Below are 12,418 nucleotides of genomic sequence, written 5' to 3'. Positions count from 1 at the left end.
TGCTGTGCGGCAATTCTGCGAGCTTCGATCCTGGCGTCGTGATCGGGCGGACGCCGACCGCGACCCGGCCGACTATCTGGCCGGCTATGCCGAGGCGCTGGCCGACTGGCACACCGATCACGGCGCAGCCACCGGGGACTGATCGAGGGTGCTACAGCTTGGCGGCCGCGGCCTCGTCGAGCAGCCACACCGTCTTTTCCCGCCCGATCCCGCCTGCCGCGGGCACGTCGACCGGATCGGCACCGCCGACGGCGGCGGCCACCGCATCGGCCTTGGCCTCGCCGGACACCACCAGCCACACCTCCCGCGCGCTCTGGACGGCGGGCAGCGTCAACGAGATTCGCCGAGGCGGCGGCTTGGGGGAGTCGGTGACACCGACCACGAGCCGTGCGGTCTCCCGCACCGCGGCGGTGTCGGGGAACAGCGAGTTGATGTGCCCCTCACCGCCCATGCCGAGCAGATGTACGTCGAACTCGGGCCCGGGGGCGTCGAAGTTGGCCGCGAGCAGCTGCGCGTAGCCCTCGGCCGCGGCGTCGAGGTCGTCGCCGAACTCACCGTCGCTGGCCGCCATCGCGTGCACGTTGACGGCCGGGATGTCGAGGTGGTCGAGCAGCGCCTCACGGGCCTGCTTGTCGTTGCGCTCGTCGTCGTCCTGCGGTACGAAGCGCTCGTCGCCCCAGTACAGGTGCACTTTCGCCCAGTCGATCTCGGAGCTCCGCTCGCCGACACGCTTGAGCATGCCGATGCCGGTGCCGCCACCGGTCAACACGATCGTGGCCTGGCCTCGCGCGGTGATCGCCGACTTGATGGCCTCCACCAGCCGGTCCCCGGCGGCCGCCACGAGCGCCGCGGTGTCGGGATAGCGTTCGATGACTGTGTCGCTCATACGTATTGGACCTTGTCGATGCCTTGCAGTGCGTTGCGGTAGATCTCGTCGGCGTCGAGCCGCCGCAGATCCTCGGCCAGACATTCCTTGGCCTCTCTGCGGGCCAACGGCAGTAGCGAGTCCGGGCGCCCGGTGCGGCTCAGCGTCGCGGTGATGCCGGTTTGCGGCCGCACCAGCGTGACGGTTTCGCTCGGCCGCGTGAGCTCGACCTTCAACTCACCGACCGCCCGGGTGACGGGCCCGTCGATCCGGTTGGCCAGCCAGCCGGCCAGGATGTCGAGTGCGGGCTCACCCTTGAGCCCCGACACCACTGCCGACGTGATCGGCTCGTGGGGCGGCTGGTCGACCGCGGCGGCCAACAGCGCCCGCCAGTACGTGACGCGGCTCCAGGCCAGATCGGTGTCGCCCGGGGTGTAACCGGCCAGCCTGCTCTTGATGCAGGCCAGCGGATCGGCGCCGTTGGTGGCGTCGGTGATCCGGCGGATCGCCAACTTGCCCAACGGGTCCTGTGCGGGCACCTTCGGCGCCACGGCGGGCCACCAGGCCACCACCGGGGTATCGGGCAACAGGAAGGGCAGCACCACGCTGCTGGCATGACCGGACAGTTCACCGGACAGCTTGAGGACGACGACTTCGCCGGCACCCGCGTCGTGACCGACGCGCAGCTGCGCGTCGAGGCGCGGCGAGTCGGCGTTCGGGTCGCCGGGGACCACGACGATCACGCGGCATGGATGCTCGCGGCTCGCGAAATTCGCGGCCTCGATGGAATCCTCGACGATGTCCTCGGTGTCCGGCGCGATGACGAGCGTCAACACCCGGCTGAGGGTGAGTGCGCCGCCCTCTTCGCGCAGCCCGGTGATCTTCTTGTTGACGTTGTTCGTGGTGGTGTCGGGCAGGTCGACAATCATCTCTAGGGACGCCTCCATTCCCGGCCCGTGCGGCGCAACATCTCATCGGCTGACGGCGGACCCCACGTACCCGATTCGTATGGCTCGGGTTTGCCGTTGGCCGCCCAGTAGTCGAGCACGGGATCGAGGATCTCCCAAGACAATTCGACTTCGGCGTTGACCGGGAACAGCGACGGTTCGCCGAGCAGCACATCGAGGATGAGCCGCTCGTAGGCCTCTGGTGAGTCCTCGGCGAACGCCGACCCGTACGAGAAATCCATGTTGACGTCGCGGACTTCCATCGCGCTGCCGGGCACCTTGGAGCCGAAGCGCAGGGTGATGCCCTCGTCGGGCTGCACCCGGATCACCAGGGCGTTCTGGCCCAGTTCCTCGGTCATGGTGGCGTCGAACGGCAAATGGGGTGCCCGCTTGAACACCAGCGCGATCTCGGTGACCCTGCGGCCCAGGCGTTTTCCGGTGCGAAGGTAGAACGGCACGCCCGCCCAGCGCCGGGTGTTCACCTCGAGGGTGATCGCGGCGTAGGTCTCGGTCGTGGAGTCCTTGGCGAAGCCCTCCTCGTCGAGCAGGCCCACCACCTTCTCGCCGCCCTGCCAGCCCGCGGCGTACTGACCGCGTGCGGTCGTCTCGTCCAGCGGCTCGGCGAGCTTCACCGCGGACAGGATCTTGATCTTCTCGGTCTGCAGCTCGTGCGGGCTGAAGCTCACCGGCTCCTCGAGCGCGGTGAGGGCCAGCAGCTGCAGCAGGTGGTTCTGGATCACGTCGCGCGCAGCGCCGATGCCGTCGTAATAGCCGGCGCGGCCACCGAGACCGATGTCCTCGGCCATCGTGATCTGCACGTGGTCGACGTAGTTGTTGTTCCAGATCGGTTCGTACAGCGCGTTGGCGAAGCGCAACGCCAGGATGTTCTGGACGGTCTCCTTGCCCAGGTAGTGGTCGATGCGGAACACCGACTCCTCCGGGAACACGCTGTTGACCACCGAGTTGAGCTCACGGGCGGTCTTGAGGTCGTGGCCGAACGGTTTCTCGATGACCACGCGGCTCCAGCGGCCGTCGCGCGGCCGGGCGAGGCCCGACTTGCGCAGCTGCTCACACACGAGCGGGAACGCGTTCGGCGGAATCGACAGGTAGAACGCGTGATTGCCGCCGGTGCCGCGCTCGATGTCCAGCTTGTCGAGTGTCTCGGCCAGCCGGCCGAATGCCGCCTCGTCGTCGAAAGTGCCCTGGACGAACCGGAATCCCTCGGCCAGCCGGTCCCAGACCTCCTGGCGGAACGGCGTGCGGGCGTGCTGCTTGACGGCGTCGTAGACGACCTTGCCGAAGTCCTCGTCGGCCCAGTCCCTGCGGGCGAACCCGACGAGCGCGAACGACGCGGGCAGCAGCCCGCGGTTGGCCAGGTCGTAGATCGCCGGCATCAGTTTCTTGCGGGCCAGATCGCCGGTGACACCGAAGATCACCACGCCGCACGGCCCGGCGATCCGCGGCATCCGCTTGTCCCGCTTGTCGCGCAGCGGATTACGCCACGCGACCTCGGGCTTGTCGTTGACCGCTGTCATTTCTTCGCGGCGTCGAGTTGACCCTGGGTTGCGTCGAGCAGTTCCTGCCACGACTTCTCGAACTTCTCGACGCCCTCGTCTTCGAGCACCTTGAACACGTCGGGCAGGTCGATGCCGATCGCGGCCAGTTTGTCGAAGGTCTCCTGAGCCGCCGCGGCGGTTCCCGAAACGGTGTTGCCGGTGATCTCGCCATGGTCGGCGACGGCCTCAAGGGTCTTCTCCGGCATGGTGTTCACGGTGTTGGGTGCGACGAGCTCGGTGACATAGAGCGTGTCGGAGTACTCCGGGTTCTTGACACCGGTCGACGCCCACAGCGGACGCTGTACGCGGGCACCGTCGGCCTTGAGCGTGGCGTAGCGGTCGCCGCCGAACACCTCTTCGTAGGCCGCGTAGGCGAGCCGGGCGTTGGCGACGCCGGCCTGCCCGCGCAGGGCGAGGGCGTCGTCGCTGCCGATCTTGTCCAGCCGCGCGTCGATCTCGGTGTCCACCCGGGACACGAAGAACGATGCGACGGAATGGATCTTGGACAGATCGTGGCCCGCCTCCTTGGCCTTCTCGAGGCCGGCGAGGTAGGCGTCCATCACCGCACGGTGCCGTTCGACCGAGAAGATCAGCGTGACGTTCACCGAGATGCCTTCGGCGATGACCGCGGTGATCGCGGGCAGGCCGGCCAGCGTCGCCGGGATCTTGATCAGCAGGTTCGGCCGGTCGACGATCTTCCACAGCTCGATCGCCTGCAGGATCGTCTTGTCGGTGTCGTGGGCGAGGCGGGGATCGACCTCGATCGACACACGTCCGTCGACGCCGCCCGACGCCTCGTACTGCTTGGCCAGCACGTCGCAGGCGTTGCGCACGTCGTCGGTGGTGACGGTGCGGATCGTGGCGTCCACGTCGGCGCCCCGCTCGGCGAGTTCCTTCACCTGCGCGTCGTAGGCGGTGCCCTTCGACAGCGCGGCCTGGAAGATCGACGGGTTGGTGGTGACGCCCACAACGCTGCGGGTGTCGATCAGGTTCTGCAGGTTCCCGGTCTGGAGCCGGGCACGGGAGAGGTCGTCGAGCCATACGGATACGCCCGCGGCACTCAGCGCCGCGAGATTCGGGTTCTGAGTCATGATTCGCCTTCTCTACTAGTTCTCGATCAGTTCTCGAGCGATCGCTCCGCGGCGGCCACCACAGCCTCTGGGGTGAAACCGAACTCGCGGAACAACGTCTTGTCGTCGGCGGATTCGCCATAGTGCTCTATCGAGACGATCTCGCCGGTGTCGCCGACCAGCTTGTACCAACTCTGGGCGACGGCTGCTTCCACGGCCACCCGGGCCGAAACAGCCGGTGGCAGCACGCTGTCGCGGTACTCCTTGGGCTGCGATTCGAACCATTCGACGCACGGCATGGACACGACTCGGGCGTTGACGCCTTTGTCGGCGAGGATCTTTCGCGCCTCGACGCACAGCTGCAGCTCCGAACCGGTGCCGATGAGGATCACGTCCGGCTCGCCGTCGCCCGGCCCGCCGAGCACGTAGCCGCCCTTGGCGACGCCATCGGCGTCGGTGCCCTCCAGCACCGGGATGCCCTGGCGCGTCAGGATGAAACCGACCGGGCCGCTGCCGTTGCCGCGCGCGATGATGCTGCGCCACGCGTACGCCGTCTCGTTCGGGTCACCCGGCCGCACCACCGAGAGGTTCGGGATGGCCCGCAGCGCCGCCAGGTGCTCGATCGGCTGGTGGGTGGGCCCGTCCTCGCCGAGGCCGATCGAGTCGTGGGTCCAGATGTAGATGGTGTCGATGTCCATCAGCGACGCGAGTCGCACGGCAGGCCGCATGTAGTCGGAGAACTGCAGGAACGTACCGCCGAATGCACGCGTCGGCCCGTGCAGGACGATGCCGGACAGGATCGAGCCCATCGCGTGCTCGCGGATACCAAAGTGCAGCACCCGGCCGTACCAGTCCGCGGTGAAGTCGTCGGTCGAAATCGACGGCGGCCCAAAGGATTTGACGCCCTTGATGGTGGTGTTGTTACTGCCCGCGAGGTCGGCCGACCCGCCCCACAGCTCGGGCAGCTTCGGCGCGACGTCGTTGAGCACCTGGCCGAACGCCGCGCGGGTGGCCAGCGGCTTGGAACCGGGCTCCCAGTAGGTCAGCTCGGAATCCCAGCCCTCCGGCAGCTCATTGGCCAGCAGCCGGTCCAGCAGCGCCTTTCGCTCGGGCTCGCGTTCGGCCCACGCGTCGAAACCGCTCTGCCACTTGGCATGTGCCTCCTGGCCGCGGTTGACCAGCTTGCGGGTGTGCTCGATGACCTCGGGCCGCACCTCGAAGTTCTTGTCGGGATCGAAGCCGAGGATCTTCTTGGTTGCGGCGACCTCGTCGGCGCCGAGCGCCGACCCGTGCACGCCACCGGTGTTCATCTTCGTCGGCGCCGGGTAGCCGATGATCGTCCGCAGCGCGATGAACGACGGCTTGTCGGTGACCTTCTTGGCCTCGGCGATCGCCTTCTCGATCCCGACGACGTTCTCGCCGCCCTCGACCTCCTGCACGTGCCAGCCATAGGCGCGGTAACGGTCGGCGACGTTCTCGCTCAGCGCGATGTTGGTGTCGTGCTCGATCGAGATCTGGTTCTGGTCGTAGAACACGATCAGGTTGCCGAGCTGCTGCGTGCCCGCCAGCGACGACGCCTCGCTGGTCACGCCTTCCTCGATGTCGCCGTCGGAGGCGATCACGTAGACGTAGTGGTCGAACGGGCTCTCGCCCCACGGGGTGTCGGGATCGAACAGCCCGCGCTCGTAGCGCGAGGCCATCGCCATGCCGACCGCGGAGGCCAGCCCCTGCCCCAGCGGGCCGGTGGTGATCTCCACCCCCTTGGTGTGGCGGAACTCGGGGTGTCCTGGCGTCTTGGACTTGAACGTGCGCAGCGACTCGATGTCGCTGAGCTCGAGGCCGAAGCCGCCGAGGTACAGCTGGATGTACAGCGTCAGGCTGGAGTGCCCGCACGACAGCACGAAGCGGTCGCGGCCCAGCCAGTGGACGTCACTCGGATCGTGGCGCAACTGGCGCTGGAACAGCGTGTAGGCGAGCGGAGCCAGGCTCATGGCCGTTCCGGGATGGCCGTTGCCGACCTTCTGCACCGCGTCAGCCGCCAGCACCCGGACGGTGTCGACCGCGAGGCTGTCGAGGTCGGTCCAGTCATCGGGGTGGTTGGGCTTGGTGAGAGCGGTGATCTCTTCGGCCGTGGTCACGTGCTCGCTCCTCATTCAGATAATTCGCGCTTGACTTGCTGCTACTTCAAACACCCTAGTGCGGGGGACTCATCCGCCGCAGACTGGTTGTGCACGATTCGGGCTCCGTTCACCTCGGGCGGCCGCACGATTGGACCCTGCGGTGTGGAGCCCGTCGGGTCGCCGTCTACCATCGTGTGTAGTAGAAGCCACGTGACGCCACCCGAGGAGTTATTTGCGTGAGCATCCGCGAGCGCCGGCTCATCGGTGAGGCGCCCAGCCGAATAAGGTCCACGTTCCTGGCCTATTTGGCGCTGACGAAGCCGCGTGTGATCGAGCTGTTGCTGGTCACCGCCATTCCGGCGATGCTGCTGGCCGACCGTGGAACGGTCGATCCGCTGTTGATCCTGAACACGTTGGTCGGCGGCATGCTGGCGGCAGCCGGGGCGAACACGCTCAACTGCGTGGCCGACGCCGACATCGACAAGGTCATGAAACGCACCGCGCGGCGGCCGCTGGCCCGAGCGTCGGTGCCGACGCGGCACGCGCTGATCTTCGGTTTGGTGCTGTCGGTTGGCTCGTTCTGCTGGCTGTGGTGGACCACCAACCTGCTGTCGGGCCTTCTCGCGATCGCGACGATCCTGTTCTACGTCTTCGTCTACACGCTGCTGCTCAAGCGCAGAACGTCGCAGAACGTGGTGTGGGGCGGGGCGGCCGGATGCATGCCGGTGATGATCGGCTGGTCGGCGGTCACCGGCACGATCCAGTGGCCGGCACTCGTGATGTTCGCGATCATCTTCTTCTGGACACCGCCGCACACCTGGGCACTCGCGATGCGCTACAAGGACGACTACAAGGCGGCCGGCGTGCCGATGCTGCCCGCCGTGGCCACCGAGCGTCAGGTCACCCGGCAGATCCTGATCTACACCTGGCTGACTGTGCTGACCACGCTGGTGCTGGCGCTGGCCACGGGCTGGCTGTACGGCGCGGTCGCGCTGCTGGCCGGTGCGTGGTTCCTGGTGATGGCCCACCAGCTGTACTCCGGCGTCAAGCGTGGCGAGCCGGTGAAGCCGCTGCGCCTGTTCCTGCAGTCGAACAACTACCTGGCCGTGGTGTTCTGCGCCTTGGCGATCGATTCGGCGCTGGCGCTGCCGACGCTGTTCTGATCTGCGCCGAGACTACGGTTCTTGACGGTCATCGACCGATTTCCGTCAAAACCCGTAGCCTCGGCGAGCTCAGTGTCACGGCACGAGCACGATTGACCCGACCGTCTTGCGGCCCTGCAGGTCGGTGTGCGCGCGGGCGGCCTCGGCCAAGGGGTATTTCCCGCCGACCGTGATCGTGATCGAACCGTCCGCGATCGCGTTGATCAGCTCGCCTGCCCGCCACGAGAACTCGTCGGGGGTCCGCGTGTGGTGGGCCAGCGTCGGGCGGGTCAGGAACACCGAACCGGCGGAGTTGAGCCGCTGCGGGTCGACCGGCGGCACCGGGCCGCTTGCGGCGCCGAACAACGCCAGCGTGCCGCGCACCGCGAGGCTGGCCAGGCTCGCATCGAACGTCGACGCCCCGACGCCGTCGTAGACCGCGGCCACGCCCGCGCCTCCGGTCAGCTCGCGGATGTTGGCGGCGAACTCATCGGGATCCTCGGGGTACTCGAGAACCTCGACGGCGCCGGCCTGCCGCGACAGTTCGGCCTTCTCCGGTGTCGAGGCCGTCGTGATCACCCGGGTGCCGATGCTGGTGGCCCACTGGGTCAGGATCAGGCCGACACCGCCTGCTCCGGCGTGAACCAGGATCGTGTCGGTGGGCTGCACGGCGTAGGTGGACTTGATCAGGTAGTGCGCGGTCATGCCTTTCAGCAGGGCCGAGGCAATCGCTTCCGGCGCGACCCCGTCGGGCACGTAGGCCACGAAATCGGCTGGTGCGACGCACATGTCGGCGTAGGCGCCGACGGCGTTGGCCGTGACCACCCGGTCGCCGACCGCGAGCGCGGCCACGTCGTTGCCGACGGCCATCACGGTGCCGCAGACTTCGGTGCCCACGATGAAGGGCACCTCACGCGGATAGAGCCCCGAACGGAAGTACGTGTCGATGAAGTTGACCCCGATGGCCTCGGCCTTGATCAACACCTCGCCGGGCCCGGGGGAGGGCTCGGGCCGCTCGACATAGCTCAGGACTTCGGGTCCGCCGGTCTCGGCAACTTCGATGGCATACACGCCCCCTATCATCCACACCTATCATCACGGGAGTGAAGCTCGCCCGTCCGGATCTGTTCCATCCCCGCATCGTCTTCGCCGGTTGCGCAGCGCTGCCGGAGGGCGACGGCGACGACGACGGACTCGTCGCCGCGCTGCGCGAACGCGGTCTCCACGCGCGCTGGCTGGCCTGGGACGACCCGGCCACATCGGAGGCCGATCTGGTGATCCTGCGGGCGACGTGGGACTACACCGACCGGCTCGACGAGTTCCTGTCGTGGACCCGGTCGGTGCGCAACCTGCTGAACGCACCCGAACTCGTCGACTGGAACACCGACAAGCGGTACCTGGAGGATCTGCGGCGTCTCGGCGTGCCGGTCGTGCCGACGCAGTACTTCAACGTCGACGAGCCGGTACGGGTGCCCGCCGGTGAGGTGGTGGTGAAACCGGCCGTCGGCGCAGGTTCGGCCGGTGCCCAGCGCTTCGTCGATTCGGTGGCGGCCGCCGCCCACGCGACGGCGTTGCAGGCCCAGGGCAAGGGCGTGCTCGTCCAGCCCTACGACCCGAGAATCGCCGACGGTGAGACCGCGCTGGTGTTTCTCAACGGCGAGGAGTCGCACGCGTTCACCAAGGGCCCGATCCTGCCGCCGGCCGGGCGCACCCCGGAGTTCGACGACTCGGGAACCTATGCCGAGGAATCGCTGTCCCCGGCCGACCCCGAGGACGAGGTGTGGCGTGTGGGCCGCCTCGCGATATGGGCGGTGACGCGGCTGTTCGACATCGAACCGGAGGACTTGCTCTACGCACGGGTGGACGTGATCGGTGGACCCGAGGACCCGAGGCTGCTCGAGCTCGAACTCGTCGAGCCGTCGTTGGGTTTCCGGCAGCTGAAACAGAGCGACCGGGCCGACGCCGAACGGGAGTTCGCGATCGGCGTCGAATCGGCGCTGGAGCGGTTCGGGCTGGGACCGCTCTCGCACCGGCGCGGATAGCCGAGCGACGCTCAGTCCACCCGCACCCCACTCGTCACGTCGAAGCGGTGGACGTCGGTCCCCGAGAGTTCGACCGCGACGCCCGGGGTGACCTCGCTCAGCGCGGCGGCTTCCACGACGCTGGTCAGCAGTTGGTCTGCCGCACGCACGGTGACGATGGCGCGGGGGCCGAGGAGCTCGACCAGTTCGACGGTGGCCCCGCCGTCCGCGGCAGGTGTCACGATCAGGTCGTCGGGCCGGATCCCGACGGTCACCGCCGCCGCGTCCGGTCCGGGAACCCTGATCCGGACCCCGGATTCGGTGCGTAGTTCGCCACCGCTCACCGCTCCGTCGACGAGGTTCATCTTCGGGCTCCCCACGAACGTCGCGACGAACGTGTCGGCAGGCCGCCGGTAGACCTCTTCGGGCGGGCCGGCCTGCGCGATGCGGCCGTCGCGCATCACCACGATGCGGTCCGACAACGTCATGGCCTCTTCCTGGTCGTGGGTCACGTACAGCGACGTGATGCCGAGTTGGCGCTGCAGCCGCAGTAACTCGGTGCGGGTCTCCACCCGAAGTTTGGCGTCGAGATTGCTCAGCGGCTCGTCGAACAGGAACACGGCCGGTTCGCGGATGATCGCGCGGCCGATCGCGACACGTTGCTGCTGACCGCCGGACAGGTCCTTGGGTTTGCGGGCCACCAGGGCGCCCAGCCCGAGCGACTCGGCGATCGCGTCGGCCCGCCTCAGTGCCTCAGAACGCTCGATCCGCTTGGCGCGCAACGGGAATGCGATGTTCTCGCGGACCGACAGATGGGGGTAGAGCGCATAGTTCTGAAACACCATCGCGATGTCGCGTTCCTTGGGTTCCAGTCCTGTCACGTCCACCAAAGAGACGACCATCGAACCCTTGATGGTCGAATATGTCCTCGGACGTAGGGATTCCTCGCCTGTGTGGCGGCCTGGATCCGTGAGGGTGGCCGTTTCGATGATCTCGAACAGTTCCGTGTGCTTGGCGCTGGCGATCGGTTGTCTTTCGGATGTGTCCAGGAGGATGCGCTCGAACAACGCCTGGTTGAAGTCGCGACGGAGATTTCCGGGCGCCTGTGCGTACGCGGTAGCGCACTGGCTGATGAGCTGCAGCACCTTATCGATCATGGTCGCGTAGTCGATGGCAGCGGAGTTGAGTAGCGTCTGCTGCTGCTCGATCTGAGCTAGCTGTGAAGCGAGCGCGGTCTGCTTGTCGCGGGCGATGTCGCGCGGAACGGTACCGTCCATCGCCAGTTCGGCCCACTTGAGTCGCTCGCGCTTGATGTCGGCGACGCGACGTTGTAGCAGAGTCCGCTCTTGTGAGGATTGGGCGTCGTGCGCTGTCAGATCGTCGAGGAGGCCGGCCCGGATTGTCTCCAGGCTTGAGGCGGGGATTTTCGTGCCGGCCCACAACGACACGACGGCTGTTTCGACGCGTTCATCTGTCATGTAGGGGAGGTCGCAGCCGTTCTTGCGGTTGTGCCGGCCGCCGCAGAACCAGTAGGCGTATTTGCCGCCGTGCCTGCCCGTGGAGATGGCGTAGAGCAGTTTCGCGCCGCATCGACCGCAGTACAGTGAGCCGGCCAGGTAGTGCTGTCGCCGGTAGGACCGCTCACCGGATTGACGGTGTGCACCGAGGATCTGTTGCACGTGCTCGAATGTCGCTGTGTCGATGAGGGGTTCGTGTTTGCCGGGGTATTCGACGCCTTCCCAGCTGACGTAGCCCAGGTAGTAGCGGTTGCGCAGGACGTTGTGCAGCTTGTTCGCGGGGAGCGGCCGCGCGGGTCGCTTCGCGGTCGAGCGTTGGCGCAGTCCCCGAGATTCAAGTGCGTCGGCGAGGTTGTGCAAGCTCCAGTCGCCGGTGGCGTACTGCTCGAAGGCCCACACGATGTGTGGTGCGCGTTCTGGATCGGTACGCACGGTGCGGATTTCGTGGCCGTCGATGGTCTCGCGAACGTTGAGGTAGCCGATCGGTGCGACGGTGGGCGTGCCGCCGTTCATCGCTTTCTGTCGCGCACCCTTGGCGACTTCGTTGGCGAGGTTTCGGCTGTAGAACTCGGCAATGCTCGACATGATGCCGTGGAGAAGTAGCCCACTCGGTGTTGTGTCGATGTTCTCCGTGACGCTGACGAGTGCACAGGCGGCGGCCTGGAGCGCCAGGTTGATTTGGACGTCGTCGGCGCGGTTTCGCGCCAGGCGGTCGACTTTGTGGACGATGACGTAGGTCGTTGGGTTCTGCGCGATGTGGGCCAACATGCGTTGGAGCGCCGGGCGTCCGATGGATCGCGCCGATTCGCCCGCGTCGACGAACTCTTCTACGACGCTCGCGTCCAACGATTCTGCCTTGCGCCGACAGGCATCTCGCTGCGCGGGGATGGAAAACCCTTCGGCTTCGTTGCCGCGTGTTGCTTGCTCGCGGGTGCTGACACGTAGGTAGATGACGGCTGTCTTCAAGGCGTCTCCTGTCTTGTGGTGACTGCTGCTGGCGCATGATTTGTGGCCGCGGAGCGGACTTGGCGGTCGACTCCATGCACTCATCGACTTGCCGGCTATTTCTGACGGCTACGAACTTCTTCAGGGTCGCGGTTGTCTTCGGGGCTTTAGAACGGCAGGTGGCAAAAGCGCGCGTGTACTCGTATATGCGTCCTTTCAATGCGCTGATAGTGTG

9 protein-coding genes and 2 pseudogenes are annotated in these 12,418 nt (G+C 67.0%); 3 read left to right on the top strand and 8 right to left on the bottom strand.

Annotation, left to right across the window (positions count from 1 at the left end; all coding sequences use genetic code 11):
- Positions 1 to 4 precede the first annotated feature (4 nt).
- Complete coding sequence (locus tag ACOI2T_RS19525; protein ID WP_409504766.1) at positions 5 to 142, top strand: hypothetical protein; 138 nt, start codon at positions 5 to 7, stop codon at positions 140 to 142.
- A 9-nt stretch (positions 143 to 151) separates the two neighbouring features.
- On the opposite strand, the gene pgl is transcribed toward ACOI2T_RS19525, so the two are convergent.
- From pgl to tkt, 5 genes are read right to left on the bottom strand one after another with little or no spacing between them, the layout of a single operon-like run.
- Positions 152 to 886 (bottom strand): 6-phosphogluconolactonase, encoded by a 735-nt coding sequence (gene pgl, locus ACOI2T_RS19520; protein ID WP_085145669.1) that lies wholly within the window; start codon positions 884 to 886, stop codon positions 152 to 154.
- Positions 883 to 1,794 (bottom strand): glucose-6-phosphate dehydrogenase assembly protein OpcA, encoded by a 912-nt coding sequence (gene opcA, locus ACOI2T_RS19515; RefSeq protein WP_067845242.1) that lies wholly within the window; start codon positions 1,792 to 1,794, stop codon positions 883 to 885. Before opcA ends, pgl begins: the two co-directional genes overlap by 4 nt.
- A gap of 2 nt (positions 1,795 to 1,796) precedes the next feature.
- On the bottom strand, positions 1,797 to 3,347 hold the full coding sequence (zwf, locus tag ACOI2T_RS19510; RefSeq protein ID WP_409504767.1) for a glucose-6-phosphate dehydrogenase: 1,551 nt from the start codon (positions 3,345 to 3,347) through the stop codon (positions 1,797 to 1,799).
- A complete protein-coding gene (gene tal / locus ACOI2T_RS19505) occupies positions 3,344 to 4,459 on the bottom strand; it encodes a transaldolase (protein WP_409504768.1) in 1,116 nt (371 codons plus the stop codon). Before tal ends, zwf begins: the two co-directional genes overlap by 4 nt.
- Before the next feature lie 26 nt (positions 4,460 to 4,485).
- On the bottom strand, positions 4,486 to 6,576 hold the full coding sequence (gene tkt / locus ACOI2T_RS19500) for a transketolase (protein WP_085145720.1): 2,091 nt from the start codon (positions 6,574 to 6,576) through the stop codon (positions 4,486 to 4,488).
- 218 nt (positions 6,577 to 6,794) lie between these two features.
- On the opposite strand from tkt, the gene ACOI2T_RS19495 reads away from it, so the two are divergent.
- Positions 6,795 to 7,721, top strand: a complete 927-nt coding sequence (locus ACOI2T_RS19495; protein ID WP_067845249.1) for a heme o synthase — start codon at positions 6,795 to 6,797, stop codon at positions 7,719 to 7,721.
- Between the two features lie 75 nt (positions 7,722 to 7,796).
- Here the strand turns inward: ACOI2T_RS19495 and ACOI2T_RS19490 are convergent, their stop codons facing one another.
- The gene (locus tag ACOI2T_RS19490; RefSeq protein ID WP_409504769.1) at positions 7,797 to 8,771 is read right to left on the bottom strand and encodes a quinone oxidoreductase family protein; all 975 of its coding nucleotides are present in this window, start codon (positions 8,769 to 8,771) and stop codon (positions 7,797 to 7,799) included.
- A 32-nt stretch (positions 8,772 to 8,803) separates the two neighbouring features.
- Here ACOI2T_RS19490 and ACOI2T_RS19485 point away from each other — a divergent pair, with 32 nt between their 5' ends.
- Entirely contained in the window at positions 8,804 to 9,742 is a 939-nt protein-coding gene (locus ACOI2T_RS19485; protein WP_409504770.1) for an ATP-grasp domain-containing protein, read from the top strand.
- An 11-nt stretch (positions 9,743 to 9,753) separates the two neighbouring features.
- Here the strand turns inward: ACOI2T_RS19485 and ACOI2T_RS19480 are convergent.
- Together ACOI2T_RS19480 and ACOI2T_RS19475 are read right to left on the bottom strand one after the other, a co-directional pair.
- Positions 9,754 to 10,608 (bottom strand): annotated as a pseudogene (locus ACOI2T_RS19480) (ABC transporter ATP-binding protein); the annotation flags it as partial.
- A gap of 615 nt (positions 10,609 to 11,223) precedes the next feature.
- Positions 11,224 to 12,288: pseudogene (locus tag ACOI2T_RS19475) on the bottom strand (recombinase family protein); the annotation flags it as partial.
- Positions 12,289 to 12,418: the final 130 nt, after the last annotated feature.

It is taken from the genome of Mycolicibacterium wolinskyi str. Jessa 2025, assembly GCF_049241375.1.
GTDB classification, from domain to species: domain Bacteria; phylum Actinomycetota; class Actinomycetes; order Mycobacteriales; family Mycobacteriaceae; genus Mycobacterium; species Mycobacterium wolinskyi.
The sequence above is the reverse complement of the archived record's forward strand: the minus strand, read 5'-3'. Positions and strand labels throughout refer to the sequence as shown.